General features: G+C 65.8%; 32 protein-coding genes and 1 tRNA gene. 25 read left to right on the top strand and 8 right to left on the bottom strand.

Annotated elements, in window-relative coordinates; all coding sequences use genetic code 11:
• The first annotated feature begins 122 nt into the window (after positions 1 to 122).
• The gene (purE, locus tag ACW17X_RS01095) at positions 123 to 614 is read left to right on the top strand and encodes a 5-(carboxyamino)imidazole ribonucleotide mutase (RefSeq protein WP_271163950.1); all 492 of its coding nucleotides are present in this window, start codon (positions 123 to 125) and stop codon (positions 612 to 614) included.
• Positions 615 to 1,697, top strand: coding sequence for a 5-(carboxyamino)imidazole ribonucleotide synthase (locus ACW17X_RS01100; RefSeq protein ID WP_492099119.1), 1,083 nt, complete (start codon positions 615 to 617; stop codon positions 1,695 to 1,697).
• Positions 1,698 to 1,837: 140 nt separating this feature from the next.
• Here ACW17X_RS01100 and ACW17X_RS01105 read toward each other — a convergent pair whose 3' ends face one another.
• Positions 1,838 to 2,485 (bottom strand): COQ9 family protein, encoded by a 648-nt coding sequence (locus ACW17X_RS01105; protein WP_492099121.1) that lies wholly within the window; start codon positions 2,483 to 2,485, stop codon positions 1,838 to 1,840.
• 200 nt (positions 2,486 to 2,685) lie between these two features.
• Between ACW17X_RS01105 and rpsU the strand changes: the two genes are divergently transcribed.
• The 3 genes from rpsU to ACW17X_RS01120 all read left to right on the top strand — a co-directional run bounded on the left by rpsU (position 2,686) and on the right by ACW17X_RS01120 (position 4,743).
• Positions 2,686 to 2,940: a 30S ribosomal protein S21 gene (gene rpsU, locus ACW17X_RS01110; protein WP_267516790.1), complete on the top strand. Its 255-nt coding sequence runs from the start codon at positions 2,686 to 2,688 to the stop codon at positions 2,938 to 2,940.
• Positions 2,941 to 3,092: 152 nt separating this feature from the next.
• Complete coding sequence (locus ACW17X_RS01115; RefSeq protein ID WP_492099123.1) at positions 3,093 to 4,496, top strand: Do family serine endopeptidase; 1,404 nt, start codon at positions 3,093 to 3,095, stop codon at positions 4,494 to 4,496.
• Positions 4,497 to 4,536: 40 nt separating this feature from the next.
• Positions 4,537 to 4,743 carry a hypothetical protein gene (locus ACW17X_RS01120; protein WP_492099124.1) on the top strand — a complete coding sequence of 69 codons (207 nt, stop codon included), beginning with the start codon at positions 4,537 to 4,539 and terminating at the stop codon, positions 4,741 to 4,743.
• Between the two features lie 7 nt (positions 4,744 to 4,750).
• On the opposite strand, the gene ACW17X_RS01125 is transcribed toward ACW17X_RS01120, so the two are convergent.
• Positions 4,751 to 5,173, bottom strand: a complete 423-nt coding sequence (locus ACW17X_RS01125; RefSeq protein WP_492099127.1) for a VOC family protein — start codon at positions 5,171 to 5,173, stop codon at positions 4,751 to 4,753.
• A 70-nt stretch (positions 5,174 to 5,243) separates the two neighbouring features.
• Here ACW17X_RS01125 and ACW17X_RS01130 point away from each other — a divergent pair, with 70 nt between their 5' ends.
• The 4 genes from ACW17X_RS01130 (at position 5,244) to ACW17X_RS01145 (ending at position 8,271) form a co-directional block, all read left to right on the top strand.
• On the top strand, positions 5,244 to 6,563 hold the full coding sequence (locus tag ACW17X_RS01130) for a replication-associated recombination protein A (protein WP_492099128.1): 1,320 nt from the start codon (positions 5,244 to 5,246) through the stop codon (positions 6,561 to 6,563).
• The gene (locus tag ACW17X_RS01135) at positions 6,560 to 6,937 is read left to right on the top strand and encodes a VOC family protein (protein WP_492099130.1); all 378 of its coding nucleotides are present in this window, start codon (positions 6,560 to 6,562) and stop codon (positions 6,935 to 6,937) included. Before ACW17X_RS01130 ends, ACW17X_RS01135 begins: the two co-directional genes overlap by 4 nt.
• Before the next feature lie 67 nt (positions 6,938 to 7,004).
• Complete coding sequence (locus ACW17X_RS01140) at positions 7,005 to 7,730, top strand: RluA family pseudouridine synthase (protein ID WP_492099132.1); 726 nt, start codon at positions 7,005 to 7,007, stop codon at positions 7,728 to 7,730.
• Positions 7,731 to 7,782: 52 nt separating this feature from the next.
• Positions 7,783 to 8,271 carry a CC0125/CC1285 family lipoprotein gene (locus ACW17X_RS01145; RefSeq protein ID WP_492099134.1) on the top strand — a complete coding sequence of 163 codons (489 nt, stop codon included), beginning with the start codon at positions 7,783 to 7,785 and terminating at the stop codon, positions 8,269 to 8,271.
• On the opposite strand, the gene ACW17X_RS01150 is transcribed toward ACW17X_RS01145, so the two are convergent.
• Entirely contained in the window at positions 8,272 to 9,465 is a 1,194-nt protein-coding gene (locus tag ACW17X_RS01150; RefSeq protein WP_492099136.1) for a hypothetical protein, read from the bottom strand.
• 144 nt (positions 9,466 to 9,609) lie between these two features.
• Here ACW17X_RS01150 and crcB point away from each other — a divergent pair, with 144 nt between their 5' ends.
• Genes crcB through ACW17X_RS01165 form a run of 3 tightly spaced genes read left to right on the top strand, consistent with a single transcriptional unit; the run spans position 9,610 to position 11,788 of the window.
• Entirely contained in the window at positions 9,610 to 10,005 is a 396-nt protein-coding gene (gene crcB / locus ACW17X_RS01155) for a fluoride efflux transporter CrcB (protein ID WP_492099138.1), read from the top strand.
• Positions 10,002 to 11,027, top strand: a complete 1,026-nt coding sequence (locus ACW17X_RS01160; RefSeq protein ID WP_271163940.1) for an RluA family pseudouridine synthase — start codon at positions 10,002 to 10,004, stop codon at positions 11,025 to 11,027. The genes crcB and ACW17X_RS01160 overlap by 4 nt, the downstream gene beginning before the upstream one ends.
• A complete protein-coding gene (locus ACW17X_RS01165) occupies positions 11,024 to 11,788 on the top strand; it encodes an ATP12 family chaperone protein (RefSeq protein ID WP_492099140.1) in 765 nt (254 codons plus the stop codon). Before ACW17X_RS01160 ends, ACW17X_RS01165 begins: the two co-directional genes overlap by 4 nt.
• On the opposite strand, the gene ACW17X_RS01170 is transcribed toward ACW17X_RS01165, so the two are convergent.
• Positions 11,772 to 12,551: a pseudouridine synthase gene (locus ACW17X_RS01170; RefSeq protein ID WP_492100422.1), complete on the bottom strand. Its 780-nt coding sequence runs from the start codon at positions 12,549 to 12,551 to the stop codon at positions 11,772 to 11,774. The two genes, ACW17X_RS01165 and ACW17X_RS01170, sit on opposite strands and share 17 nt — an antisense overlap.
• A 366-nt stretch (positions 12,552 to 12,917) precedes the next feature.
• Between ACW17X_RS01170 and ACW17X_RS01175 the strand changes: the two genes are divergently transcribed.
• Positions 12,918 to 13,319, top strand: a complete 402-nt coding sequence (locus ACW17X_RS01175) for a hypothetical protein (RefSeq protein WP_492099142.1) — start codon at positions 12,918 to 12,920, stop codon at positions 13,317 to 13,319.
• Here the strand turns inward: ACW17X_RS01175 and ACW17X_RS01180 are convergent, their stop codons facing one another.
• A complete protein-coding gene (locus ACW17X_RS01180) occupies positions 13,320 to 13,952 on the bottom strand; it encodes a DUF938 domain-containing protein (protein ID WP_492099144.1) in 633 nt (210 codons plus the stop codon). It lies immediately after the preceding gene.
• A 136-nt stretch (positions 13,953 to 14,088) separates the two neighbouring features.
• Between ACW17X_RS01180 and ACW17X_RS01185 the strand changes: the two genes are divergently transcribed.
• The 8 genes from ACW17X_RS01185 (at position 14,089) to rplA (ending at position 18,719) form a co-directional block, all read left to right on the top strand.
• Positions 14,089 to 14,223: a hypothetical protein gene (locus tag ACW17X_RS01185; RefSeq protein WP_267513835.1), complete on the top strand. Its 135-nt coding sequence runs from the start codon at positions 14,089 to 14,091 to the stop codon at positions 14,221 to 14,223.
• A gap of 95 nt (positions 14,224 to 14,318) precedes the next feature.
• Entirely contained in the window at positions 14,319 to 15,653 is a 1,335-nt protein-coding gene (locus tag ACW17X_RS01190; RefSeq protein ID WP_492099146.1) for a hemolysin family protein, read from the top strand.
• A 95-nt stretch (positions 15,654 to 15,748) separates the two neighbouring features.
• Positions 15,749 to 15,824 (top strand) — tRNA-Trp (locus ACW17X_RS01195).
• Between the two features lie 70 nt (positions 15,825 to 15,894).
• Complete coding sequence (gene secE, locus ACW17X_RS01200; protein WP_492099148.1) at positions 15,895 to 16,194, top strand: preprotein translocase subunit SecE; 300 nt, start codon at positions 15,895 to 15,897, stop codon at positions 16,192 to 16,194.
• A 13-nt stretch (positions 16,195 to 16,207) separates the two neighbouring features.
• Positions 16,208 to 16,783 carry a transcription termination/antitermination protein NusG gene (gene nusG, locus ACW17X_RS01205; RefSeq protein ID WP_271163931.1) on the top strand — a complete coding sequence of 192 codons (576 nt, stop codon included), beginning with the start codon at positions 16,208 to 16,210 and terminating at the stop codon, positions 16,781 to 16,783.
• 140 nt (positions 16,784 to 16,923) lie between these two features.
• The gene (locus tag ACW17X_RS01210) at positions 16,924 to 17,421 is read left to right on the top strand and encodes a GFA family protein (protein WP_492099151.1); all 498 of its coding nucleotides are present in this window, start codon (positions 16,924 to 16,926) and stop codon (positions 17,419 to 17,421) included.
• 173 nt (positions 17,422 to 17,594) lie between these two features.
• On the top strand, positions 17,595 to 18,026 hold the full coding sequence (rplK, locus tag ACW17X_RS01215; protein ID WP_135193053.1) for a 50S ribosomal protein L11: 432 nt from the start codon (positions 17,595 to 17,597) through the stop codon (positions 18,024 to 18,026).
• Positions 18,027 to 18,029: 3 nt separating this feature from the next.
• Positions 18,030 to 18,719 carry a 50S ribosomal protein L1 gene (gene rplA / locus ACW17X_RS01220; RefSeq protein WP_492099154.1) on the top strand — a complete coding sequence of 230 codons (690 nt, stop codon included), beginning with the start codon at positions 18,030 to 18,032 and terminating at the stop codon, positions 18,717 to 18,719.
• Positions 18,720 to 18,794: 75 nt separating this feature from the next.
• On the opposite strand, the gene ACW17X_RS01225 is transcribed toward rplA, so the two are convergent.
• Positions 18,795 to 19,961 carry an aspartyl/asparaginyl beta-hydroxylase domain-containing protein gene (locus ACW17X_RS01225; RefSeq protein WP_492099155.1) on the bottom strand — a complete coding sequence of 389 codons (1,167 nt, stop codon included), beginning with the start codon at positions 19,959 to 19,961 and terminating at the stop codon, positions 18,795 to 18,797.
• Between the two features lie 159 nt (positions 19,962 to 20,120).
• Entirely contained in the window at positions 20,121 to 20,729 is a 609-nt protein-coding gene (locus tag ACW17X_RS01230; protein WP_492099157.1) for an NAD(P)-dependent oxidoreductase, read from the bottom strand.
• A 51-nt stretch (positions 20,730 to 20,780) separates the two neighbouring features.
• On the opposite strand from ACW17X_RS01230, the gene ACW17X_RS01235 reads away from it, so the two are divergent.
• From ACW17X_RS01235 to ACW17X_RS01245, 3 genes are all read left to right on the top strand, one after another.
• Positions 20,781 to 21,191: a winged helix-turn-helix transcriptional regulator gene (locus ACW17X_RS01235; RefSeq protein ID WP_492099158.1), complete on the top strand. Its 411-nt coding sequence runs from the start codon at positions 20,781 to 20,783 to the stop codon at positions 21,189 to 21,191.
• A 74-nt stretch (positions 21,192 to 21,265) separates the two neighbouring features.
• On the top strand, positions 21,266 to 21,715 hold the full coding sequence (locus tag ACW17X_RS01240) for an NUDIX hydrolase (RefSeq protein ID WP_492099160.1): 450 nt from the start codon (positions 21,266 to 21,268) through the stop codon (positions 21,713 to 21,715).
• 69 nt (positions 21,716 to 21,784) lie between these two features.
• Positions 21,785 to 22,300: a DUF2059 domain-containing protein gene (locus tag ACW17X_RS01245; protein WP_492099162.1), complete on the top strand. Its 516-nt coding sequence runs from the start codon at positions 21,785 to 21,787 to the stop codon at positions 22,298 to 22,300.
• 3 nt (positions 22,301 to 22,303) lie between these two features.
• Here ACW17X_RS01245 and ACW17X_RS01250 read toward each other — a convergent pair whose 3' ends face one another.
• Entirely contained in the window at positions 22,304 to 23,011 is a 708-nt protein-coding gene (locus tag ACW17X_RS01250; RefSeq protein WP_492099164.1) for a glutathione S-transferase, read from the bottom strand.
• 318 nt (positions 23,012 to 23,329) lie between these two features.
• On the opposite strand from ACW17X_RS01250, the gene rplJ reads away from it, so the two are divergent.
• Complete coding sequence (rplJ, locus tag ACW17X_RS01255) at positions 23,330 to 23,845, top strand: 50S ribosomal protein L10 (protein WP_008264370.1); 516 nt, start codon at positions 23,330 to 23,332, stop codon at positions 23,843 to 23,845.
• Positions 23,846 to 23,896 lie beyond the last annotated feature (51 nt).

Genomic DNA, 23,896 nt, shown 5'->3' on the forward strand with positions numbered 1-23,896 from the left:
GCTGAACGGCCGAGATTGAAGGCGGGGCCGTACCGAAACCCATCTCAACCTCAGCCTGTTTCGGTTGCGGGCGTCCGCCGCGTGCTGTAACGGGCGGCCTTTCCGCGAGGGGCCTTGAAGATATGGCGACTTCCGCAACGCCGGTGGCGATCATCATGGGCAGTCGTTCGGACTGGCCGACGATGAAGCTGGCCGCCGACAAACTGGATCAATTGGGCGTCGCCTGGACGGCCAAGGTCGTCAGCGCGCACCGCACCCCCCAGCGGCTGGTCGAGTTCTCGACCGGCGCCAAGGCGGCGGGTTTCAAGGTCATCATCGCTGGGGCCGGGGGCGCCGCCCACCTGCCGGGCATGGCCGCCTCGATGACCGAACTGCCGGTGCTGGGCGTGCCGGTTCAGTCCAAGGCCCTGAAGGGCATGGATAGCCTGTTGTCCATCGTGCAGATGCCGGCCGGGGTTCCGGTCGCCACCCTGGCGATCGGCGAGGCGGGCGCCGCCAACGCCGGCATTCTGGCCGCCCAGATCCTGGCCCTGTCGGACGAGGCCCTGGCCGCACGTCTGGCCGCCTTCCGCGCCGCCCAGACGGATTCCGTCGCCGAAACCGTCGAGGACTGAGTGCCCACGCTTCCGCTTCCCCCCGGTTCGACCCTCGGCATTCTCGGCGGAGGCCAACTGGGCCGGATGCTGAGCCAGGCCGCGTCGCGCCTGGGCTTCGACGTGGTGATTCTGGATCCGGAGCCGGACAGCCCGGCGGGCCGGGTCTCGACCGCCCAGATCGTCGCCGCCTATGACGATCCCGAGGCCCTGACGGCTCTGGGTCGGGCGGCCGATGTCGTGACCTTCGAGTTCGAGAACGTGCCCGCCGCCTCCATCGAACGGCTGGCCGAGGCCGGGGCCCTGGTCGCGCCGGGCCCCACGGCCCTGCGCGTGTCGCAGGACCGGGTGGACGAGAAAACCTTCCTGAACGCCGTCGGCGCCCCGACGGTCGCCTTCGCTGTGGTCGATACGCTGGACGATCTGGTCGTCGGCCTGACGGAACTGGGCCTGCCGGCCCTGCTGAAGACGCGTCGCGAAGGCTATGACGGCAAGGGCCAAGTCTGGATCCACACCATCGAGGACGCGCCTGCGGCGCTGGAAAGCCTGGGCGGTCGCCCGGCGATCCTGGAGGCCAAGGCGACCTTCGTGCGCGAGCTGTCGGTCATCGCCGCCCGCGACTGGGACGGGCATATGGCGGTCTATCCCCTGGGGGAGAACCGCCATGAGGGCGGCGTCCTTCGCACCACACTTGCGCCCGCCGCCGTGGACGAAAAGACCCAGGTCCGCGCCCGCGCCATCGCTGAGGCGATCCTGGACGGTCTGGATTATGTGGGCGTCGTGGGCGTCGAGCTGTTCGACCTCGGGGACGACATCCTGCTGGTCAACGAGATCGCGCCCCGCGTCCACAACACCGGCCACTGGACCCAGGACGGCTGCGTCTGCGACCAGTTCGAACAGCATATCCGCGCCGTCGCCGGCTGGCCTCTGGGCCCGACGACGGCCCATGCCCGCGTCGAGATGAAGAACCTGCTGGGCGACGAGGTCGATGAGTGGCGGGCTTTGTCGGCCAAGGCGGATGAGCGTCTGCACCTGTACGGCAAGACCGAGGCCCGGCCAGGCCGCAAGATGGCGCATGTGAACCGGGTGCTGGGGGCGGTCTGAGTTCACCCATTGCCCCGTCATCCTCGGGCTTGACCCGAGGATCAGATGTGGACCTGGCGTTGCGTATCACGTTCGCATAAGCGGCGGATGGCCCGGTCCTCGGTTAAAGCCCGAGGATGGCGGAAAAGGGGGAGTTGGCTTTACTCCCGCGCCCCGTACCGCACGCGACTCAGTACATCCGTCACCTTGCGGAACGGCGCTTCGAAGTCCTTGCCGGCCTTCCACTTCTCGAAGGCCATGACGTTTTCGATGCGGCGGGCGACGAAGGCTTCCGCCGCCTCGCGGCCGTCGAACCAGCGCATCGTCAGGGCGGGGATCAGTATGCCCGACAGGATGGTGCGCTTCGAATAGTGGTTCCAGTCGGTCGATTCGTCGCCGGCCCAGCGCCACAGATGGTCGGCGCTTTCCCAGGCCAGTTTCAGGCCCAGATCGGCATTGACCGGCAGGGCGAGGAAGGCGGCGCAACGGCGCGTGGCCTCCAGGTCAGCGGCGCCGGCCTCCATCCGTTCGGACACGGCGCGGGCGATTCGTTCGCGAATCTTCAAAGACTTGGCGTCGATCGCCGCCAGGGCTTCCAGCGCACGGGCGTCGTGACGGCGCGACAGCAGGGCGGCCAGATCGCGCGCGCCGTTGGGCAGCAGCAGTTCCTCGTCGCCGCGCGACAGGCCGCAGGCCTCGCAGGCTTCGCGGACCAGACGGGCGTTCCAGCCCAGGGCGGGCGCTCGGGCGACGGCCGCGTCCAGCACGGTCTGTTCAGTCCGGTCGGCCCAGTCGTCATTCTGTGTCATGGGTCGATCATACGCCGGTCCGATCGGGGTTTCGAGCCTCGAAGAATGGTTGCGACGAACTGGCCAGGCGATCTGGACAGAAACGGGCGGCTCGTGTACTAGCGCGCCTTCATCCGAGGGCTTGGCTTTCGGACGCTGATTTTATTTGTTCGCCCGTCTCCCTCAACAGGACGCGGCGGGCGGCCAAAGGAGAGTTCAACCTGGTACAGATTTTCGTTCGCGATAATAACGTCGATCAAGCGCTGAAAGCCCTCAAGAAGAAGATGCAACGCGAAGGCAGCTTCCGTGAAATGAAGCGCCACGTGCATTACGAAAAGCCGTCGGAAAAGCGCGCCCGTCAAAAGGCCGAGGCTGTCCGTCGCGCTCGCAAGCTGGCTCGCAAGCGCGCCCAGCGCGAGGGTCTGCTGCCCGCGCCGAAGCCGCGCGTTCCGGGCGCCGGCGCCGGCAGCCGGTAAGTTCTCGCGAACTGAAGAATTCGAGGCCGTCTCCGCAAGGAGGCGGCCTTTTTCTTGGTCTGGCTCTGATCCGTCGTTGCGCCGCACGCCTTGATCCCGCCCGAAAAGCCGGGCGGTATGGGGAGATTGAAGGCTGTGCTTCCCGGATGACAATGACGACTCGCTCGATCGTGCTCGCCGCCGCCCTGGCCCTGTCGGCCTGCGGCAATCCCACCAACTCCAAGGCGCAGGAGGGCGAGTTCGCCCAGCCGACCCGCACGGCCCCCAGTGACGCGGCGGGGATGAAGTCCAGCTTCGCCCCTGTGGTGCGATCGGCCGCTCCGGCGGTGGTCAATATCTCGGCCCGCAGCGTCCAGCGGGTCCAGGCGGATCCCTTCTTCCAGTTCTTCGGCGGCGGCATGCCTCAGGCGCGGGTGGCCGAATCCGTGGGCTCGGGCGTCATCGTGCGATCCGACGGAATCGTGGTGACCAACAACCACGTCATCCAGGGCGCCCAGCAGATCAAGGTCGTGCTGAACGACCGGCGCGAGTTTCCGGCCACCGTCATCCTGGCCGACGAGCGCAGTGACATCGCCGTGCTGAGGCTGGAGAACGTCAGCGACCGCCTGCCGGTCCTGGCCATCGACGATCAGGAGGAGCAGCAGGTCGGCGACCTGGTTCTGGCCATCGGCAATCCCTTCGGGGTGGGCCAGACCGTGACCAACGGCATCATCTCGGCCCTGAACCGGACTGAGACCGGCATTTCCGACAGCGGCTCCTTCATCCAGACCGACGCGGCCATCAACCCCGGCAATTCCGGCGGGGCGCTGGTGGACATGGACGGCGACCTGATCGGCATCAACACCGCCATCTTCTCGCGCTCGGGCTCGTCCGCCGGGGTCGGGTTCGCCGTGCCCGCCGCCATGGTCAAGCGGGTGGTCGATTCGGCTCTGGGCGGGGCCAAGGCGGTGGTCCGACCGTGGCTGGGCGTAAAGGGCGACACCGTCACCGGCGACATCGCCGGCAGCCTGGGCCTGAGCCGGCCGCAGGGGCTGGTGGTCACCGACGTCTATGCGAACGGTCCCGCCGCCCGCGCGGGCATCCGCCAAGGCGACGTCATCACCGCCGTGGACGGCCAGGAGATCAACGACCAGAACGGGCTGAACTACCGCATCGGCTCTCGCAATCCGAACGACCAGGTTCAGGTCGCCATCCTGCGTGACGGTCGGGCCCAGACCCTGACCGCGCGCGTTCAGACCCTGCCGGGCGACGCTGATCCGGATCAAGGCGTGACCATCCAGTCCGGCCCCTTCGCCGGCGCCGAGGTGGTGGCCCTGAATCCCGCCCTGGCCGACCGGCTGGGCGGAGATCCGTTCGCGACGGGCGTGATCGTCACCGGCGTCTCGGGCCGAGGCTACGCCGCCCGCGCCGGCTTCCGCCAGAATGACCTGATCGTCAGCATCAACGGCCGCGCGATCGTCTCGGCGCGCGACGTCGAAGCCGCCGGCGCAGGTCGCGGCCCGTGGGAGATCGTCGTCAACCGTGGCGGGCGTCAGATCAGGGGCGTGCTGAGATAGGGACTGGACACAGTTATCGGTTGTGGAAGATGGTTGGGAAATGGGTGAACCATCTATTTTCGAGCTTTTCATCGCAGCCGTTGGCTTTGCGGTCTTCGTGGTCGCCGCCTGGAGGCTTGCTTCGTGGTTCACAAAGCGGGGGAAGGTGATCCGACCCCTCACGCTGATGGATTCACTCATGACGAAGGCCGAGAAGGCGGCGGCTAAACAGAGGCGCGTCGAAGGGACGCCGGGCAAGCACGATTGATCCCGTATCAGCCCTTCGTCGGTCCGCCGATCGACCAGGTGTGGCCGAAGGGGTCGCGAAGGACGCCGTAGCGGTCGCCCCAGAACTGGTCCGCCATGTCCATCAGCGGCTCAGCGCCGCCGACAGTCATGGCCCTGGTCCACCAGGCGTCCGGGTCGGCGACCCGGAGATGAAGGGTCACCCCGACCGGGCGAATGTCCGCCTGACCCGTGTATTCCGGGAACTCGTCGTTCAGCATCAGGCTGGCGCCGTTCACCTTCAGATGGGCGTGGATCAACCGTTCGCCGTCTTCGGCCAGGCGGCGATCCAGCACCTCGGCGCCGAAGGCGATGATGTAGAAGTCGACGGCGGCCGAGGCCCCGCGCGACGGAATCGTCAGGTGCGGGGTGAGGCCTGAGCTGGGGCCTTGGTTCGGATGGGCGTCGGTCATGATCGATCTCTACAGCGCTGACCGATACTAACGGGTGAAAACCGCTTTAGGCACGACTACATAGGTCGCAATGAGCGATCTTTTCGAAGCCTCCGGCATCTTGCCGCCCGACGCGCCCTTGGCCGACCGTCTGCGCCCGCGCACGCTGGACGAGGTGGTGGGCCAGGACCATCTGCTGGGGCCGGGCGGGCCGATCCGTCGGATGATTGAGGCGGGGCGGCTGGGCTCGATGATCCTGTGGGGGCCGCCCGGCACCGGCAAGACCACCATCGCCCGGCTGCTGGCCCAGGCGGCGGGCTATGAATACCAGTCGATCAGCGCCGTCTTTTCCGGCGTCGCCGATCTGAAGAAGGCGTTCGAGGCGGCGCGGATGCGGCGGGCGGCGGGCCAGAGCACTCTGTTGTTCGTCGACGAGATCCACCGGTTCAACCGCGCCCAGCAGGATGGCTTCCTGCCCTTCGTCGAGGCCGGGGTCGTCACCCTGGTCGGGGCCACGACCGAGAACCCCAGTTTCGAACTGAACGGGGCGTTGCTGTCGCGGTCGCAGGTCTATGTGCTGAAGCGGCTGGACGATGCGGCTCTGGATCAACTGTTGAGCCGCGCCGAGGCCCATATGGAGCGGCCGCTGCCGCTGTCGCCGGAAGCGCGCCAGGCCATGCTGGCCCTGGCCGATGGCGACGGTCGCTATCTGCTGACCATGTCGGAGGTGCTGTTCGACCTGCCCGCCGGCGAAACCCTGGACGTTCAGGGTCTGGCCGGCGTGCTGCAACGCCGCGCGCCCGCCTACGACAAGTCGAGAGAAGAACACTACAACCTCATATCCGCCCTGCATAAATCGGTGCGGGGGTCGGACCCGGACGCGGCCCTGTACTGGCTGGCGCGGATGCTGAACGGGGGCGAGGACCCGCTGTATCTGGCGCGGCGGATCGTGCGGATGGCGGTCGAGGACATCGGCGAGGCGGACCCCCTGTCGATCCTGGTCGCCAATGCGGCCAAGGACACCTACGACTTCCTGGGCAGTCCCGAGGGCGAACTGGCCCTGGCCCAGGCCGTGGTCCACCTGGCCACAGCGCCCAAGTCGGTCGGTGTGTACGAAGCCTTCAAGGCGGCGAAGAAGGCGGCCTATGAGACCGGCTCGCTGATGCCGCCCGCCCATATCCGCAACGCCCCGACCAAGCTGATGAAACAGCTCGGCTACGGCAAGGGCTACCAGTACGATCCGGACACGCCCGAGGGCTTCTCGGGCGCCAACTTCTTCCCCGACGAGATGGAACGCCGCACCTTCTACAAGCCCAAGGGCGAGGGGCATGAGGAGAAGGTCAAGGCGCGGCTGGAGCGCTGGGCCGAGATGCGGGCGCGGATGGCGGGTGAAGCAGAGGAGCAAACATGAATCTGAATCAGGTCACCGTTCAGGTCACGGACATCCCGTCGTCGCGCGCATTTTACGAGACCTTGGGTCTGACCCTCATCGTTTCCAGCCCCCACTACGCACGCTTCTTGTGTCCAGGCGGTGCGACCTTCTCGATCCATCTCGCGTCCGATGTGCGAGCGAACGGGACAGCGGTCTATTTTGAGTGTCAGGATCTGGATGAGCGCGTCGCGGCTCTTAAGACGGCAGGTCTGGCGTTTGACGTCGACCCCGTCGAGCAGACTTGGCTGTGGCGGGAGGCCTGGCTGCGAGACCCGGATGGCAATCGGATTTGCCTGTATTTTGCAGGCGATAACCGGATCAACCCGCCATGGCGTATGAAAGATGAGGCCTGATGCCTTATCCGGAAAAGACATGAAGCCGGACTCGGATTTTTGGCGATGAAACGTCTAGAAGCCCCCGATGAGCACTCGCCAACCCGTCGCCCTGTCCGAGGATGAGATCGCCGCCGTCCGGTCGTGGGTGATCCATGAGGACGCCCATGTGATCGCCTTCTCCAAGCCGTCGGGCCTGTCCAGCCAGGGCGGGCGGATACAGGCCCATACGCTCGACGATCTGTTGTGGGCCTTTGCGCGGTCGAACGGCAAGCGGCCGGAGCTGGTGCATCGTCTGGACCGCGACACCTCGGGCGTCATCCTGGCGGCCAAGACCAAGCCGGCGGCGGGTTTCCTGGGCAAGGCGTTGCAGATGCGGCGGTTCCGGAAACAGTATCTGGCCCTGCTGTCCGCCGCGCCTGAGCCGGCGTCTGGGACGATCGACGCCCCGCTGCGGCGGGAGGAGATCGGGCGCGAGTCCTATATGCGGGTCGTCGCCTTCGACGCGCCCGGCGCTCAGGGCTCGCAGAGCCGTTATCGGACCCTGGCCGCCAATGATCAGGGGGCGGTGGTCGAGCTGGAGCCGCTGACCGGGCGGATGCACCAGTTGCGGGTCCATATGGCCCATCTGGGCCGGCCGCTGATCGGGGACGTCCGCTATGGCGGCGCCCTGACGACGCCGGTCGGAGCGGCGCCGCGCCTGATGTTGCACGCGGCCAAGCTGAGTTTTCCTCATCCCGAAGGCAGGACCACCACGGTGGAGGCGCCGGCGCCGGCCGATTTCGCGGGTTTGCGAACCGCGCTGGGCCTCTAGACGGAACGCTCCGGCTCAAGCAACGCTATCTCCGTCAAAGGGAGACAACGCCATGAAGCGCCTCGCCATTCTCAGCCTCGCCGCCTCGACCTTCGCGCTGGCCGCCTGCGCCAGCCTGGCCCCCTACGGCGCTCAGCGCGCGCCGGGCGGGCAGGGGTATTCGGAGCAGCGAATCGAGTCGAACCGCTATCGCGTCACCTACAACGGCGTCGGCGCGCCGGGCGCTGTGGCTGATTTCGCCCTGGTGCGGGCCGCCGACCTGACCACCGATCAAGGCTATGACTGGTTCGAAGTGACCCAGAGCTGGACCGACGGCCGCCCCGGCGGCGCGGGCGGGGTTCGTCCCAGCGTCTCCATCGGCGGCGGCTCCAGCCGGTATGGCGGCTATTCCGCCTCGGGCGTCGGCGTCGGCCTGGGCCTGAACTTCAGCGGGCCCAGCCCGACCTCGACCTCGCTGGAGATCGTCATGGGACGGGGTCAGAAGCCCGACCGTCCGAACGCCTATGACGCCCGGTCGGTGCAGGCCTCCATCCCGCGCTGATCAGCGGCCTCGGGTCAGGGCGCGATATTCGACCAGCCGCTCCTTGTCGCGCCGCACCTGGTCGCCGACGGTATTGTCCACGTCCAGCGAAGCGTAGCGGACCCAGCCCTCGGCCCCCAACTTGTCCTGGATCGCCTGGGCGGGCGTCTGCCAGCGGAAATAGGACAGCCAGGACACGCCGCCCGCCAGCAGGACGGCGATGATCTGAAGGATACGGAAGCCGATCTCATTAGCCTGTGGCGCGGGGAAGAAGGCGAAGAAGATCAGCCAGATCAGCAGCACCGCTGGCGCGGTGATCCGTCCGAACCAGCGCATCCAGTAGCGTTCGCGACGCACGCGCCACAGCTCCATCTGGATGAACTTCTCCAGATACTCCATCCGCGCCCCGATCCACATGACCAGACGCGTCAGATAGAGGGCGCGCTGGCCCCAGGCCTTGCCGTCCATCTGATAGGTGGTCTCGGCCTGGTCCGACAGGGCGCGGGCGTTGGTGAACAGGTTCTGCAGCTCACGCGTCCTCTGCACGATCTCGCGCGACAGTTCGTAGGAGTCGTTCTCCAGCCGGAAACGGTACTGGATGAACAGGATGGTCGAGACGCCGAAGAAGATCCCGCCCGTGATGAGCATGGCCAGGACGCTCAGGCCCAGACCGGCCGGTTGCCCGCCGGCCCAGTCCGCGAACAGGGTCGGGCCCATTTCGGCCAGGACGGCGAAGGCGATCAGGGCCAGGGCCTGGGTCAGCCGCTTGATGCCGACATGGACGCACAGGGCGCGGAAGATGCGCCGGCCGTAGGCGTGAACCCGGCCGCGGATGTCGCGGTCCGCCGGAAACCGCTCTTCGATCTGGCGCGCGAACAGGACGTGGAAACGGTCGGGCTTCTTCTCGTTCTCCCAGAAGGGAAAGATCTCAAGCGGCTGGTTGAAATAGAGGTCGATATTGCCCGAGATCTTGGCGATCGAGGCGTCGTCCAGGGTGAAATAGTCGCTTTCCTGGATGGGCCGCAGCACGCCTTCATCGGACACGGCCGGGGTGTCGCTGGGCGTCGGTGTCGGCGGCGCGGTGCGCGGAGCCTCCGCCGGAGCCTCGGCCAGATCGTGCGGCTGCTCGGCTGCGGGCGTTTCCGGCTCGGCGGCGGGCGGCGGCGGCGTCATCGTCGGCGCGATCACCGGGCTCTGGCTGTCTTCCTGCGACATGACTTGGCTTCCCCCAAACCGCTGACGGCTCATCTTGGATATCGCCGTTAACCGTGTCCGAGGGCAAGTGAAGTTTCGGTCAGACGGGCGTGACGGCGCGGGAGGCTTCGCTTTCGGCGGCGGCGGCGTATATAGCGCGGGATCATGACACGGTTTCTTCTCGTCGCCGCCGGCGGAGCCCTGGGCTCCATGGCCCGGTTCGGCCTCGGCCTTCTGGCCGCCCGGCTGGCCCCGAACGCCACATGGCCGATGGGCACCTTTGCGGCCAATGTTCTGGGCGGTCTGGCCATGGGGCTGCTGGTCGGCTGGCTGGCCTTCAAGGGCGGCGCGCACCAGGAGACCATGCGCCTGTTCGCCGCCGTCGGCGTGCTGGGCGGGTTCACCACCTTCTCCTCCTATTCGCTGGAGGCGGTGATGATGATCGAGCGGCGGGATTACGCCCTGGCCGCCGCCTATGTGGTCGGATCGGTGGTCTTGGCCGTTGTCGCCCTCTTTATCGGCCTGATGGTCGCCCGCCGCGCCTTTGGAGCCGCCCTTTGACCGACCAGCCCCCCATTGAGGACGCGCCCAAGCGCGAGGTCCTGACCATCTACGTCGCCGAGGACGAGGACGGCATCCGTCTGGACCGCTGGTTCCGCCGCCGCTGGCCGCACCTGTCCAACATCCAGGTGCAGAAGATGGCCCGCAGCGGCCAGATCCGCGTGGACGGCGCGCGGATCAAGCCGGAAGGCCGCCTGACCGCCGGCGCCGCCGTGCGCGTGCCGCCGATCCCCGACGACACCTCGCGTCAGGCTGGGGATCTGCACACCCTGTCGGAACGCGACATCGCCTTCGCCAAGTCCCTGGTCCTCTATGAGGACGACATGGTCATCGCCATCAACAAGCCGCACGGCCTGGCGGTGCAGGGCGGCACCAAGACCAGCCGCCACGTCGATCGTCTGCTGTCGGCCTGGGGCGAGGGGATGGACCGGCCGCGCCTGGTTCACCGTCTGGACCGCGACACCTCGGGCGTTCTGCTGCTGGGCAAGGGGCCTGAGGCGGCCAAGCGGCTGGCAGGGGCCTTCGCTCGGCGTCAGGCCAAGAAGACCTATTGGGCCATCGTCATCGGCAATCCGAAACCCTATTCGGGCCAGATCGACATGCCGCTGAAGAAGACCGGCATCAACGACTTCGAGATGATGCGGCCGGCCGAGCGCAAGGATCCTAAGGCTGAACCGGCCGAGACGGCGTTCAGCACGGTGTCGCGCGCCTCGCACCGCGCCTCTTGGATGGCTCTGCGCCCCTTCACCGGCCGGACCCATCAGCTGCGCGCCCATATGGCCGGGATCGGCCATCCGATCCTGGGCGATCCCAAATACGGGGATGAGAAATCCAGGGAACTGTCCGGTCCGCTGAAGCTGCAGCTCCATGCTCGAAGCATCGAACTGGATCACCCACGCGGTGGAGTGCTGAAAGTCACCGCGCCCCTGAGCCCCGAAATGAAGGCCGGATTCGCCCACTTCGGCTTCTCGGAGGACGAGGCGGAGGATGATCCGTTCCTGGGCGTGAAGAGAATTCGATGAGCCATATTCCCCCGCTCGATCCCATGGTCGCCGCCCGCAAGGGGTTTCGCGAGACCGAGGAGGCAGTGCGTCGCTTCTGGACCGATGTGACCGTCGGCCCCCATTCCGGCGGCGGCTGGGCCGTGCTGCTGGACGGGCGGACGCCCAAGACGCCGGCCAAGGCGCCGTTGGTGCTGCCGACGCAGGCCGCCGCTCAGCTGGCGGCCGAGGAGTGGGCGGCGCAGAGGGAAATCGTCGAACCTTCGACCATGCCCGCGACGCGGCTGGCCTCGACCGCCATCGACCGGATCGGCCAGGCGCGGGAGCCGGTTGCTGACGAGATCGCCGCCTACGCTGGGTCTGACGTGGTCTGTTATCTCGCCGAACATCCGACGCCGCTGGTCGAGCGCCAGCAGCGCCAGTGGGGACCGTGGCGCGACTGGGCGGCGCGCGAGATAGGGGTGGTGCTGGAGCCTGTCGCCGGGATTGTGCATCGGCCTCAGTCAACGGAGGCGATAGCACGGGTGAAGGCGCACGCCCTGTCTATGGACGATTTTCGCCTGACGGGGCTGGCGACGGCCGTGCCATTGCTGGGATCGGCGGTGCTGGCCTTGGCTGTGGAGCAGGGCGCGCTGGCAGGCGGCGTCGCGTTCGACCTGTCCCGGATCGATGAGCTGTTTCAGGAGGAACAGTGGGGCGTGGACGCGGAGGCCGCAGAACGCACCCAGGCGCGTCGCGCCGAGGCGGAACTATTGGACCGGTGGTTCAGGACGTTGGACTAGCGGTCGAGGCGGCGATGAGCGCGGCGCGTTCCTGATCGGTCAGGTGACGCCACCGCCCCTCGGGCAGCTCGCCCAGCTCCAGCGGACCGATGCGGATGCGGTACAGGTCGATGACCTCAAGCCCGACCAGTTCACACATGCGGCGGATCTGGCGGTACTTGCCCTCGGTCAGGACGAAGCGCAGGCGTTGGGGTTCGATCTGCGTGACGCGGGCCGGCTTGAGCGGCTTGTCGTTCAGCACCAGTCCGTGGCGCAGGCGGCTGAGCTTGCCCTCGGTGATCACGCCGTCGACGACGACCAGATATTCCTTGTCGAGTTCGGACGCCGGGCCGATCACCGCCTTGGCCACGACGCCGTCCGACGACAGCAGCAGCAGGCCACGCGAATCCTCGTCCAGTCGGCCGATGGGGGGCAGGGAGGCGTCACGGGCCGGCGTCTCGCCCTCGCCGATGCGATTGGGCGTTTTCAGCAGGCGGACGGCGGGGATCTTGCCGGGGTCTGGCTGGCCCGAGACGTAGCCGACCGGCTTGTGCAGAACCAGGGTCATGCCCGAGGCCAGGGCCTGCTGGGCCGTGTCGTTCAAGGTCAGGGTCTGGCCGGGCTCGATCTTGCGGCCGGCGTCGCTGATGGTCTCGCCGTCTATGGAGACCAAGCCTTCGGCGATCAGACTCTCGGCTTCGCGCCGCGAACAGACGCCGGTCTGGCCCAGCCACTTGTTCACGCGAACCGGTTCGTCGCCGTCGTAGGTGCGGGTGAAGGCCATCGGATTCCGTCGCTCAGTCAATGCCGCTCTCTAGAGCCGGGTGGTGATGCGAGCAAGCCGATCCGGCGCGTCAGGATCACGACACGTTCAGGCCTTGGTCGGAAAGGTTGATCTCGGCGCCGTTTTCACTATATCAGGCGGCATTCCACAAACGATCCAGAGTGCGGGACGGCCAGCGCCGGACCCGTCGATTTTCGTTATTCTGGTCATTTGTATCGCTGGTTCGACGGTCCTGATCGTTGGATCTGGATTTTTATTGAAACCCTTGAAGGAGACGTCTTGTACGCTCAAAGCAAATCTTCCGCCGGACCCCGTCGCACTGGTTACAATCGTCCTGTTCCGACCCGACTCCGCATGGGGCTGGTGATGCGACGTGACATGGAATTCGGCGAGCTGGGCGACGTCGAAGGCGCGCTGCGGGCCGAAGGCGTGGGCCTGGCGCCCATCTCGACCGGCGACGCCAGCTTGGTCACCGGCGGCGTCACTGTACTGGCCACTGCGACGGCCAACGACATCGTCGAAGGGCGGTTGCGGGGCCTGGTCGTGCCGGGCGGTTCGCAAGATGAAGCTTCGTTGGCCGCTGTGCGGTCGCTGATCGATCTGGCCCGCGCCAACGACCTGTTGGTGATCGCCTTCGCTGACGGCGTGGCTGTAGCGGCCGAAAGCTTCGGCGTCGCGGCAGAGGCGCACGGCTCCCTGTTCAAGGCCGGCAAGGCCACTCTGCTCAACGAGCGCGCCGACCTCTCGGCCGCCGTCTCCGTCCTGTAATCAGGCGCTTCTGAACAGAAGCATCAGATTATTGGCCGGCATCTGCACCCGACGCGTGGCGGCTAGGCCATGCGATCGGGCCAGAGCCTCGACCGCCTCGCGGTCGCGCAGGCCCCAGGCGGGGTCTCGCGCCTTCAAGCTGTCGTCGAAGGCCGCGTTCGATTCCGCCAGCGGGACCTCCGCCTCGCGATAGGGGCCGTAGAGGGCCAGAAGACCGCCGGGGCGTCTCAGGACGCGACCGGCCAGATCCATCAGCCCCTCGGTCGCCGACCAGGGGCTGATGTGCGTCATGTTCGCACAATAGAGGGCGTCGAAGTCGTCCAGAGGCCAAGTCTCCGGATCGCCGGCGTCCAGCGCCAGCGCCGTACGCAGGTTCGATGGGCCGCCGTGCGCCCAGGCCGAGATGCTGGCGCGCGCCTCTGCGCTAGGATCGCTCGGCGTCCAGTCCAGGTTCGGCAGGGCCGAGGCGAAGGCCAGGGCGTGTTCGCCCGAGCCTGCGGCGATTTCCAGCACCCGTCCGCGGGCAGGCAGATGCGTTCTTAGCACGCCTAGAATCGCGTCGGCGTTTCGTTGGGCGGCCGGGGAGGAGAGGGCCCCGTCAGGAAGGGCGGCGAGCGAGTCCAGAGTCTGCATGCCTGTTCTTAGACGTCCTGGATGGGGAAGGGGAGGCGACGCCCGTCTTCTGTTTCGTCTGGCAGGCGCATTCATTTGCCTGGGGTTTAATCAATCGTTTATGTCTGTCATCGACGTTAAGCGATTGGTAACCACGATGCGGCGCGCGCTTCATATCGGATTGTTCATCGGCACCGTGCTGGGCATGTCCGCCTGCGCGTCGCAATATGACGCCGACGGCCGGCCGGTTTCAGGGGCCTATGGCTCGGTCGAGGCCGGGCGGGCGGGTTGAGGTCGAAGGAAAACATGGCGTAAAGCCGCGTCGTCCTCTAGTATCCTTGCGCGGACGCCGTCTGTCGCGCCGCGTTGGTCTCCAAAAACCCCTAGATGTTACTCATCGCTATTGTCGTCGTTCTGCTCCTCGTGGTGCTCAACGGCCTGTTCGCCATGACCGAATTGGCGGTCGTCTCGTCACGGAGATCCAGGCTCCAGAGCAGGGCGGAAAGAGGGGACCGTGGCGCGCGCAAAGCGCTGAAACTGTCAGAAGAGCCGACGCAGTTTCTGTCCGCCGTCCAGGTCGGCATCACCCTGATCGGTATTTTGGCCGGCGCATACGGCCAAGCGACCATTGCGGCCGAACTGGATCGGATTCTGGAAGTCAGCTTCCCGGCTTTGGCGGCCTATACCGAAGTCTTCTCGACCGCCCTGGTGGTCGTCTGCATCACCTATATCTCGCTGATCGTCGGCGAACTGGTGCCCAAGCGTCTGGCTCTGATCTTCCCCGAGACGATCGCCTCGAAGATGGCGCCGCCGATCTCGACGCTGGCGATTGCGCTGAAACCCTTCGTGCTGCTGCTGACGGCCTCGACTTCGGGCATTTTGAAGCTAATGGGCGTCAAGGATCGCGACGGTTCGGATGTCACCCAGGAAGAGGTGGCGACCATCCTGGCCGAGGGCACCTCCGCTGGCCTGATCGAGCCGGAAGAACAGGTGATGATCGAGGAAATCCTGCGTCTGGGCGACCGCCCGGTGCGGGTGGCCATGACGCCGCGCCATGACGTCTTCTGGATCGCCCTGGACGATCCCGAATCGGTGCTGCGCGAGGAGATCCGCACCTGTCCCTATTCGCGTATCGTGGTGGCGCGCGAGAGCGACGTCGATAATCCCCTGGGCGTGGTCCACAAGAAGGACCTGCTGGACGCCCTGCTGACCGATGGACGGTTCGACATCGAACCCCTGGTCGCTGAGCCGGCCTTCATCCCCCAGTCGACGTCTGTCCTGAAGGCGCTGGAGATCCTGAAGGGCTCCAAGGTCCACATGGCCTTTATTGTCGACGAATACGGCGCCTTCGAAGGTGTGGTGACGGCGACCGACATCCTGGAAATGATCGCCGGCGACTTCAACGAAGGTCACGACGAGGAACAGGCTTGGATCCATCAGCGCGCCGACGGCAGCTGGTTGGTCGACGGCCAGACAGATCTGGACGAACTGGCCGACACTCTGGGCGAGGACTTCGGCGAGCACGAAGGCTTCCACACGGTCGCCGGTCTGATTCTGCACCAGCTGTCGCGCGTGCCGGACGAGGGCGAGGTGGTGCAGGTTGGCCGATTCGAGGTCGAGGTCGTCGATATGGACGACCGCCGGATCGACAAGCTGATCTTCAAGGAACTGATCCAGGCCCAGGACGAGCGGGCCGCCATTGCGGCGCATCTGGAAGACTAGGCACAAGTGTCACATCGCCCTTGAAATGCAGGGCGGTGTCGGGCATACGCCCCCCTCTGGCGAACGCAAGGACCCGAGGGTTCGTGCGATTGTCTAGGAGTTTAGCTCAGCTGGTAGAGCACCGGTCTCCAAAACCGGGGGTCGTGGGTTCGAGTCCCCCAACTCCTGCCAATCCCCCCTGTCGCTTCCGGATGGGACTTCCCATCTGGGGCGACAGGAACAATTGTGTGAAGAGCAACTGATGGCCAAGGCCAAATCTCCCGGCAAGCGGCCCCAGGCGGGCGCCAAGCCCCAGACGGCTGCGGCCGCGGCCGCCATCACCGTCGATGCGCCCGCGCCCAAGAGGCCGCGCACGAGCCCCGGCGACTTCTACAAGCAGGTCATGGCCGAGGGTCGCAAGATCGTGTGGCCAAGCCGCAAGGAGACCTGGATCACCTCGGTGATGGTCTTCATCATGGTGGTCATCGCCGCGATCTTCTTCTGGGTGGTCGATTCCCTTCTGGGTATCGCCTTCCGCTACATCATCGCTCTCGGATCCTGAGAAAGACGCGCCCATGACCGATGCAGCGCCCGCAAAGCCCGCCAATCCGCGCCACAAGTGGTATATCGTCAACGCCTACTCGAACTTCGAGAAGAAGGTGGCGGAGCAACTGCGCGACCAGGCCAAGCAGCAAGGCCTGGAAGACGCCTTCTCCGAAATCCTGGTTCCGACCGAGGACGTCGTCGAGATCCGTCGCGGCCGCAAGGTGAACTCGGAACGTAAGTTCTTCCCCGGCTATGTGCTGGTGAAGATGGAAATGACCGACCAAGCCTATCACCTGGTCAAGAACACGCCGAAGGTTACGGGCTTCCTGGGCGCCGCCGGCGGCACCAAGCCCCTGCCGGTTTCGGAACGTGAAGTTCAGAACATCATCGGCCAGGTGGAAGAGGGCGTCGAACGTCCGAAGCCCACGATCCGCTTCGACATCGGCGAGAAGGTCAAGGTCATCGACGGCCCGTTCGCCAGCTTCGACGGTTCGGTCGAGAGCGTGGACGAGGAACAGGCCCGCCTGCGCGTCGCCGTTTCGATCTTCGGCCGCGCCACGCCGGTCGAGCTGGAATACGCCCAGGTGGAGAAGGTCGCGGGCTGAAGCTCACGCACCTGTCGAGATTTGAAGCCGCGTCCGAAAGGGCGCGGCTTTTTTCTTGTCGTCTCCGAATGGGGGCAGGGGGCACGTGTTGCCTTCCACTCGCGCCTGCTGGATGTTTCATCCCGTCAGGGGAGGATGTGATGTCGGCCGTTAGGATCCACGAAGGCGGCTGCGCCTGCGGTGCGGTGCGTTATCAGGTCGAGGGCGAACCCATCTTCGTCAACAACTGCCACTGCCGCCTTTGCCAGAGGCAGACTGGGTCCACCTCCGTGGTCAACGCCTTCTATGAGACGGAACGGCTGACCCTGATTGAAGGCGAGCTCTCCGATCACACCGTCCCGGCCGGCAGCGGCGGACCGCACGTCATACGGCGCTGCAAATCGTGCGGGGTGGCCGTTTGGAGCCACTATCCCCGTCTGGGCCGGCTGGGCGCCGGCGTGCGGGTCGGCACGTTGGATCAACCCGGCGACTTTAGGCCTGACGCGATCATCTTCACCGAGAACGCCATGCCGTGGGCGGTCTTTCCGGACGACATTCCCGTGTTCGAGACGGTCTATGACCAGACGCAGCTTTTGCCGCCCGAGCGGGTCCAACGGCTGATGGGATTGATCGAGCGACGCAAGGCGGGAGAGGGCTGAGGCGGAGCGCCGCGTTCGACCTCCGTTTGCCTTTCCGCCCCCCCTCTGTTACACGCGCGCCTTCGCTCGGCAGGCCTCGGCTTGCGGAGCGTTAAATCCGTGGGAGGCAGCCATGCCGCACCACGGCTCACCGGCCCTGCGTTCATTCGTCGGGTCATTCATAGGAGAGACCAATGGCCAAGAAGATTCTCGGCTATATCAAGCTGCAAGTGCCGGCCGGTTCGGCCACGCCTTCGCCCCCGATCGGCCCGGCTCTGGGTCAACGCGGCGTGAACATCATGGGCTTCTGCAAGGAGTTCAACGCGCGCACCGAGAAGGAAGCCAAGGGCACCCCGCTTCCGACCGTGATCACCGTCTATCAGGACAAGTCGTTCACCTTCCTGACCAAGACGCCGCCGGCGACCTGGTACCTGAAGCAGGCCACGGGCCTGAAGTCGGGTTCCAAGCTGGTCGGCCGTGAAACGGCTGGTACGGTCAAGGTTTCGCAACTGCGCGAGATCGCTGAAAAGAAGATGAAAGATCTGAACGCGAACGACCTCGACGCCGCGACCAAGATCATCGAAGGCTCCGCCCGCGCGATGGGCCTCGAAGTGGTGGAGGGCTAAACCATGGCCAAGCAAACCAAGGCTCAAAAGGCCCGCACCGGCGTCACCCAAGACCTGCTGCCGTTCACCGACGCCATCAAGCTGGCCAAGGAAAACGCCAAGGCCAAGTTCGACGAATCCCTGGAGATCTCGGTCAACCTGGGCGTCGATCCGCGTCACGCCGACCAACAGGTCCGCGGCGTCGTCAACCTGCCGTCGGGTACGGGCCGTGACGTTCGCGTCGCCGTCTTCGCCAAGGACGCCAAGGCGGCCGAAGCCACCGCAGCCGGCGCCGAACACGTCGGCGCCGAAGATCTGTATGAAAAGATCGCCGGCGGCTTCATGGAGTTCGACCGCGTGATCGCATCGCCGGACATGATGGCCCTGGTCGGCCGTCTGGGTAAGGTGCTGGGCCCGCGCGGCCTGATGCCGAACCCGAAGGTCGGCACCGTGACCCCGAACGTCGCCCAGGCCGTCAAGGACGCCAAGGGCGGCGCTGTCGAGTTCCGCGTCGAGAAGGCGGGCATCGTCCACGCCGGCATCGGCAAGGTCTCCTTCACCCAGGACGCCCTGGAAGCCAACGTGAAGGCCATCGTGGACGCCCTGGTGCGCTCCAAGCCGGCCGGTGCCAAGGGCACCTATGTGAAGCGCATCAGCCTGTCGACCACGATGGGCCCGGGCTTCAAGGTCGACCCGTCCTCGCTGGGCGCCTAAGCCGCCTGCGTCGAAAGACAATCGGTACTGAAGAGCGGCGGGGAGCAATCCCCGCCGCTTTTTTGTCTTACCGCCTCAGCCCTGCATGAAGGCGCGTTGGGCCTTCATCATGGCCGTGATCAGCAGCTTTTCCTGCTCGGTTAGATAGGGGTTCCAGACGTCGAAGATCAGGATGACCCGCATGTCGTCGGCGTCGTTCCAGGCCTCGTGCTCGATGGTGTCGTCGAAGACCCAGGCCTGGCCCATCTTCCAGTTCCGCACGGTATTGCCCACGCGGAAGCGCGCGCTGCCCGGCAGCCGCAGTGGAAGGTGGGCTAGCAGCCGAACGTTGGAAGATCCGGTGTGCGGCGGAATATGGGTGTGCGGCTGAAGCGCCGAGAAGACGGCCGTGGGCGAGAAGCCGTCCTGATGGGCCATCGGAAGGCCTTCCAGTATCCGCGTCGTCTGCGGGCAGCGGTCGCACATCGCCTGCTGTTTCTCGCCGTTCTTCCAAAGGAAAAGCGACGTCCATTTGCGAGAGTGATTCAGCTCGCCCCACTGGTTGACCGGGGCGCCTTTTGGGAAGGCTATGTAGGGAGTGAAGGCGTCGAAACTCTCTTCCAGCAGCGGCTCCAGCTCAGCCTGGATGGTCTCGGTCGCCGCCTCCAGTTCTGCCAGCCAAGGAAAGAGCGTTCGGTCGTAGAACGGAATGACGGGCAGCCGGGGGTAGTTCAGCAACAGCGGCTGCTGCTTCACCGGCTGTTTGAGCCCCGCATAGATTTCAAGGCTCTCGTCGAAACGGTCGCGAACGGTGTCGTCGAGGCCGTCCTTCAGAGCGGCGACCTCGGCCTGCATGAAGTCGCGCAGGGCGTTTGCGTGTGTGTCCACGAGATGGGCGGCGTAGTCCATCTGGGCCGTCACCGTCGGCGGAATATGGGTGCGCGGCGGGGCGATCTTCAGGGCGTCGCGATAGATGGGAACGGCGGCCCTCGCGCCCGCGATCTTCTCGACCATGGCGCCCTTGGCCAGAAGCGCCATGAAGTCGTAGGGCTGCAGTTCAAGCGCCTGGTCGAGAATGCCGATCGCCGCCGTGAAGTCGCCGAGAAGACGATAGGCGATGGACCGGTTGAGCAGGCCGTTGTGCGTGCGTCCGAAGGCGTCGGCGCGATCCAGCAACGTCAGAGCCGTACGGGCGTCATGTCGCGCCAACGCCTGGCCCGCCTGGAGCAGAAGCGTCTCCTGCTCGCTGTCGATCTTGGCCATGCGACGCTCCCCCAAGCGCAGATGAATATTCTGTAACCTTGCACGCCCCAGCCCGGGGTCAATGCGGAATCGTCCGTATCGGGAGGGGTGTCGCTATTTGGCGGCGAGTGTTGCAGAGGCCTGTGGCGGCGGGACCGAAGTCCCGCCGTCGGCTGTGTCTCAGTAGGCGGCCGTGAAGCGGGCGCGGCTGTGGTTGTGCTGTTCCAGTTCGTCCACCATGGCGATGGCGTAGTCGGCGAAGCTGATGCGGCTTTCGCCCTTGTCGTCGGTGATCAACTGGTCCCCGCCGGTGCGGAAGACGCCCAGGCGGGGGCCCTCTTCGATGAAGGCGGCCGGGGAGAAGAAGGTCCAGTCGATCTCGGTCTCGCTCCGAAGGACGTCCAGGAAGATGATCCCCCCTTGCGCGAAGGTCTTCCATTCTTCCGGGAACTCGGGCGTGTCGATCAGGCGGACGCCAGGCGCGACCTCCAGGCTGGCGGCGCCGCCCGTGACCAGCAGGCGGGGAACCTCGGCGGTCTTCAGCGCCCCGAGTAAGGTCGCAGCGGGCACGTCGAAATGTAGGGCGCTGATCACAGCGTCGGACCCCTTGATGATCGCGGCCAGGGCGGTTGCGTCCGAGGCGTCTCCGGCGACTGGCGTGACGCCGGGTGCGGCAGGGACGGCGTCGGGTTTGCGCGCGATGGCGACGACGACGTGACCGCGAGCGGCCAGTTCCTTGGTGATTTCCGAGCCGGCGCGACCGCTGGCGCCGAGAACTGCGACCTTCATGGATTGATCTCCTATGGTATCCAATGGGTACCAAGTGTTATGAGATGGGCCATGTCACAAGAAGGCACTTTGCTCTCATCTGGTCACCTGACGGAAACCCGTCCGCCTGACGTCTATTCCTCCGCCTGCCCGACGCGGCAGCTGCTGGACCGGGTCGCGGACAAGTGGACGACGCTGGTCCTGACGCTGCTGCGGGACGAACCCATGCGGTTCAACGCCTTGCGTCGGCGTATCGAGGGCGTCTCGCAGAAAATGTTGAGCCAGACCTTGCGCCAGCTGGAGCGGGACGGATTGGTCACCCGCACGGTGACGCCGACCGTGCCGGTCTCGGTATCCTACGCCCTGACGCCGCTGGGCGGCACGCTGGTCGATGCGCTTCAGGCCATGATCGACTGGGCCGAGGACAATATGGCCGAGGTCGGCAAGGCGCAGGCGGCCTATGACGAACGGCGCCTCGACTGAACTTTCCGGGCGCGGAGCGGTTGACGGAATGACGGAAACGGCGTTCTGGAGGCCGCGCCTGACGGGGATAGAGTATGGCCAAAGCCGCGAAACGCACAGGCCGGTCCGAAACGCGCCAGGTCGCCGCCCTGCCTTGGCGACGCGGCGAGGCGGGTCTGGAAATCCTGATGATCACCTCACGTGAGACGCGTCGTTGGGTCATTCCCAAGGGCGGTCGCATGGCCGGCAAGACCGACGCCGAGGCGGCGGCGCAGGAGGCCTTGGAGGAGGCGGGGATCCACGGTCCAATCGGGGCGACGACCATTGGTCATTTCCGCTACGCCAAGATCGTTCGCAGCGGCGAGCTGAGGCGCCACGTCGTCGCCGTCTATCCGATGGAGGTCGTGCTGCAGCTGGGCGACTGGCCCGAGGCGCACCAACGCGACCGGCGTTGGATGACGCCCGAGGCGGCGGCGGACAGCGTTCACGAAGCTGACCTCGCCCTGCTGATCCGCGACTTCGCCGCCACGCCTCCGAGCGATTGAGCAACCGAGGGGCGATTCTCTCTGGTCACCTGCACGCCGTGCTCGGATAAGAAGGGCGAGGGGGATGATATGCGTATCATTGGGCTTTTGACGGTCGCGGCTCTGTTTGGCCTGTTCGCGGTCGGACCTGTCGCAGCGCAGGATCGCGGCCTGGCTCAGCGGACGGCGTTGGCGGAGCGGGTAATTCGACTCTCAGCCGGGCCGAACTTTAGCAAGGTCATGGAGGCGATGATCGCCGATCAATTGGCCAAGGCGGACGCAGAGGGGCAGGGCACCGAGGAGGCGGCTTGGATGCGGAGCAATGCGCCGCGCATGCTGACCGCCATGGTCGATGACATGATGGCGGACATGGTCCCTCACTATGCCGCCACCTTCACAGTCGAAGAGCTGGAGGCCCAGATCGCCTTCTATGACAGTCCCGTAGGCCGCCAGGTCGCGACGAAGACGCTTCAGCTAAGCGCGGTGATGAACGAGATCACTATGGAACATCTGACGATCTTCACCGAAGAGTTGATGACCAAATATTGCGCCCAATTCGACTGCGAGGCGGGTGGCCAAACAGGGCGCAAGTCCGGGCGCCAGTAAGCCTCAGCCGTCCAGTTCGGGATAGCGACGGAATATGCCGTCGTCGTTGAACGGGATGCGGCGGTCGCTCTTTAGATAGGCGCTGACGCGGGGCAGAGCGGCGACCCTGTCGCGGACGGCGACAATATGCGGCGTGGTCTTGAGCACGGCCTCGGTCGCTTTGGGGAAGGCATAGCCTAGGCCCTCCACCACTTGGAACAGAGACAGGTCGGCATAGGTCAGGCTTTCGCCGACCAGCCAGTCCTGGCCGGAGGGATTGGCTATGAGGACCTGTTCGGCCCAGCGGAAAAATTTCCCGATCCGCTGCTCCCGGAAGACTTTCGATCGGCGTGCGGCCTCGGATTTCTGCGCGTCGTAGTAGGCCATCAGATCGACCGGGTGGTGGGTGTCGTGGGTCTCGGCGATCAGGTCGGCGAAGGTCAGCTGGATCTGGTTAAGCCAGGCGCGGTCGCTGTCGCCGTTCGGGCTGAGCCCCAGTTGCGGACCCAGCCAGGCCAGGATGGCGGCCACCTGGCCGATGGTGCGGTCCCCCAGGCGCAGAAAGGGCGGAGCAAAGGAGGGCGTCGCTGCGGTGTCCATCAGCGTCATCATCGCCTTGCCCTCGTCCTGCCGCGAGACGTCGACATAGTCGGCGCCGGCGGCCTCGAGCGCCAGGCGGACGAACTCGCCCCGCCCCTGGATGGTCGGCCAGTAGTAGAGTTCATAGGCCATGCGCTCGGCTCCTTGATTTCCTGTCGGGCTCCCTGTATGAGCGCCGCTTCCCGTCAGAGGTTCATGCCTTTGACGGTCCTGTCCGAGAACTTCGGGGCGTGGGGGTCACCTAGGCCATAACTGTCAGAGAGCCCTCTGACGCCGTGGGGAGATGGGGACGCGACCCTGCGCTGTCAGCCCGCATTCCGGGACGGACGCCGTCAGACGCATCCTTCGGACAATACGACCGGCCTGAACGCTTCGCAGCGATGCGCGGCGCTTTGGCCAATCCGTCGTCGGGAATAAGCCCGGCGGCGAATACCAAGACTGGAGACCGCAATGGACCGCGCTCAAAAAGCCGAGTCGATCGAAACGCTCAAGGGCGTATTCGCCGACGCCGGCTCCGTGGTCGTGACCCACAACCTGGGTCTGACCGTTGCGGAAATGGAAGATCTGCGCGGCCGTCTTCGTAAAGAAGGCGGCGCGTTCAAGGTGGTCAAGAACCGCCTGGCGCTGAAGGCGCTCGAAGCCGAAGAAGGCAGCGACTACCACGGCCTGTTCAAGGGTCCCGTGGGCATCGCATACGCCGAGAACCCCGGTACGGCCGCCAAGGTCGCCACCGAGTTCGCCAAGGCCAATGATCGTTTCAAGATCATCGGCGGCTTCATGGGCGAAACCGTCGTCGACGTGAAGGGCGTGGAAGTTCTTTCCAAGCTCCCGACCCTCGACGAGGTCCGCAGCCAACTCATCGGCCTGCTCAATGCGCCCGCGACCAAGATCGCCGGCGTGCTGCAAGCACCCGCCGGTCAGCTGGCTCGCGTGTTCAACGCCTACGCCACCAAGGAAGCCGCGTAAGCGGCCCAGCCTTTCATCTCTGCATCACTCCCTAATCCCAATCCTCCGAAG

This window comes from Brevundimonas sp. FV1ye4L (assembly GCF_058681255.1).

Excerpts from the sequence above, each read along its gene's own strand:
- purE (WP_271163950.1), top strand. The coding sequence starts at position 123 with ATGGCGACTTCCGCAACGCCGGTGGCGATCATCATGGGCAGTCGTTCG.
- ACW17X_RS01105 (WP_492099121.1), bottom strand. The coding sequence starts at position 2,485 with ATGACACAGAATGACGACTGGGCCGACCGGACTGAACAGACCGTGCTG.
- ACW17X_RS01115 (WP_492099123.1), top strand. The coding sequence starts at position 3,093 with ATGACGACTCGCTCGATCGTGCTCGCCGCCGCCCTGGCCCTGTCGGCC.
- ACW17X_RS01120 (WP_492099124.1), top strand. The coding sequence starts at position 4,537 with ATGGGTGAACCATCTATTTTCGAGCTTTTCATCGCAGCCGTTGGCTTT.
- ACW17X_RS01125 (WP_492099127.1), bottom strand. The coding sequence starts at position 5,173 with ATGACCGACGCCCATCCGAACCAAGGCCCCAGCTCAGGCCTCACCCCG.
- ACW17X_RS01130 (WP_492099128.1), top strand. The coding sequence starts at position 5,244 with ATGAGCGATCTTTTCGAAGCCTCCGGCATCTTGCCGCCCGACGCGCCC.
- ACW17X_RS01135 (WP_492099130.1), top strand. The coding sequence starts at position 6,560 with ATGAATCTGAATCAGGTCACCGTTCAGGTCACGGACATCCCGTCGTCG.
- ACW17X_RS01140 (WP_492099132.1), top strand. The coding sequence starts at position 7,005 with ATGAGCACTCGCCAACCCGTCGCCCTGTCCGAGGATGAGATCGCCGCC.
- ACW17X_RS01145 (WP_492099134.1), top strand. The coding sequence starts at position 7,783 with ATGAAGCGCCTCGCCATTCTCAGCCTCGCCGCCTCGACCTTCGCGCTG.
- ACW17X_RS01150 (WP_492099136.1), bottom strand. The coding sequence starts at position 9,465 with ATGTCGCAGGAAGACAGCCAGAGCCCGGTGATCGCGCCGACGATGACG.
- crcB (WP_492099138.1), top strand. The coding sequence starts at position 9,610 with ATGACACGGTTTCTTCTCGTCGCCGCCGGCGGAGCCCTGGGCTCCATG.
- ACW17X_RS01165 (WP_492099140.1), top strand. The coding sequence starts at position 11,024 with ATGAGCCATATTCCCCCGCTCGATCCCATGGTCGCCGCCCGCAAGGGG.
- ACW17X_RS01170 (WP_492100422.1), bottom strand. The coding sequence starts at position 12,551 with ATGGCCTTCACCCGCACCTACGACGGCGACGAACCGGTTCGCGTGAAC.
- ACW17X_RS01175 (WP_492099142.1), top strand. The coding sequence starts at position 12,918 with ATGCGACGTGACATGGAATTCGGCGAGCTGGGCGACGTCGAAGGCGCG.
- ACW17X_RS01180 (WP_492099144.1), bottom strand. The coding sequence starts at position 13,952 with ATGCAGACTCTGGACTCGCTCGCCGCCCTTCCTGACGGGGCCCTCTCC.
- ACW17X_RS01185 (WP_267513835.1), top strand. The coding sequence starts at position 14,089 with ATGCGGCGCGCGCTTCATATCGGATTGTTCATCGGCACCGTGCTGGGC.
- ACW17X_RS01190 (WP_492099146.1), top strand. The coding sequence starts at position 14,319 with ATGTTACTCATCGCTATTGTCGTCGTTCTGCTCCTCGTGGTGCTCAAC.
- secE (WP_492099148.1), top strand. The coding sequence starts at position 15,895 with ATGGCCAAGGCCAAATCTCCCGGCAAGCGGCCCCAGGCGGGCGCCAAG.
- nusG (WP_271163931.1), top strand. The coding sequence starts at position 16,208 with ATGACCGATGCAGCGCCCGCAAAGCCCGCCAATCCGCGCCACAAGTGG.
- ACW17X_RS01210 (WP_492099151.1), top strand. The coding sequence starts at position 16,924 with ATGTCGGCCGTTAGGATCCACGAAGGCGGCTGCGCCTGCGGTGCGGTG.
- rplK (WP_135193053.1), top strand. The coding sequence starts at position 17,595 with ATGGCCAAGAAGATTCTCGGCTATATCAAGCTGCAAGTGCCGGCCGGT.
- rplA (WP_492099154.1), top strand. The coding sequence starts at position 18,030 with ATGGCCAAGCAAACCAAGGCTCAAAAGGCCCGCACCGGCGTCACCCAA.
- ACW17X_RS01225 (WP_492099155.1), bottom strand. The coding sequence starts at position 19,961 with ATGGCCAAGATCGACAGCGAGCAGGAGACGCTTCTGCTCCAGGCGGGC.
- ACW17X_RS01230 (WP_492099157.1), bottom strand. The coding sequence starts at position 20,729 with ATGAAGGTCGCAGTTCTCGGCGCCAGCGGTCGCGCCGGCTCGGAAATC.
- ACW17X_RS01235 (WP_492099158.1), top strand. The coding sequence starts at position 20,781 with ATGTCACAAGAAGGCACTTTGCTCTCATCTGGTCACCTGACGGAAACC.
- ACW17X_RS01240 (WP_492099160.1), top strand. The coding sequence starts at position 21,266 with ATGGCCAAAGCCGCGAAACGCACAGGCCGGTCCGAAACGCGCCAGGTC.
- ACW17X_RS01245 (WP_492099162.1), top strand. The coding sequence starts at position 21,785 with ATGCGTATCATTGGGCTTTTGACGGTCGCGGCTCTGTTTGGCCTGTTC.
- ACW17X_RS01250 (WP_492099164.1), bottom strand. The coding sequence starts at position 23,011 with ATGGCCTATGAACTCTACTACTGGCCGACCATCCAGGGGCGGGGCGAG.
- rplJ (WP_008264370.1), top strand. The coding sequence starts at position 23,330 with ATGGACCGCGCTCAAAAAGCCGAGTCGATCGAAACGCTCAAGGGCGTA.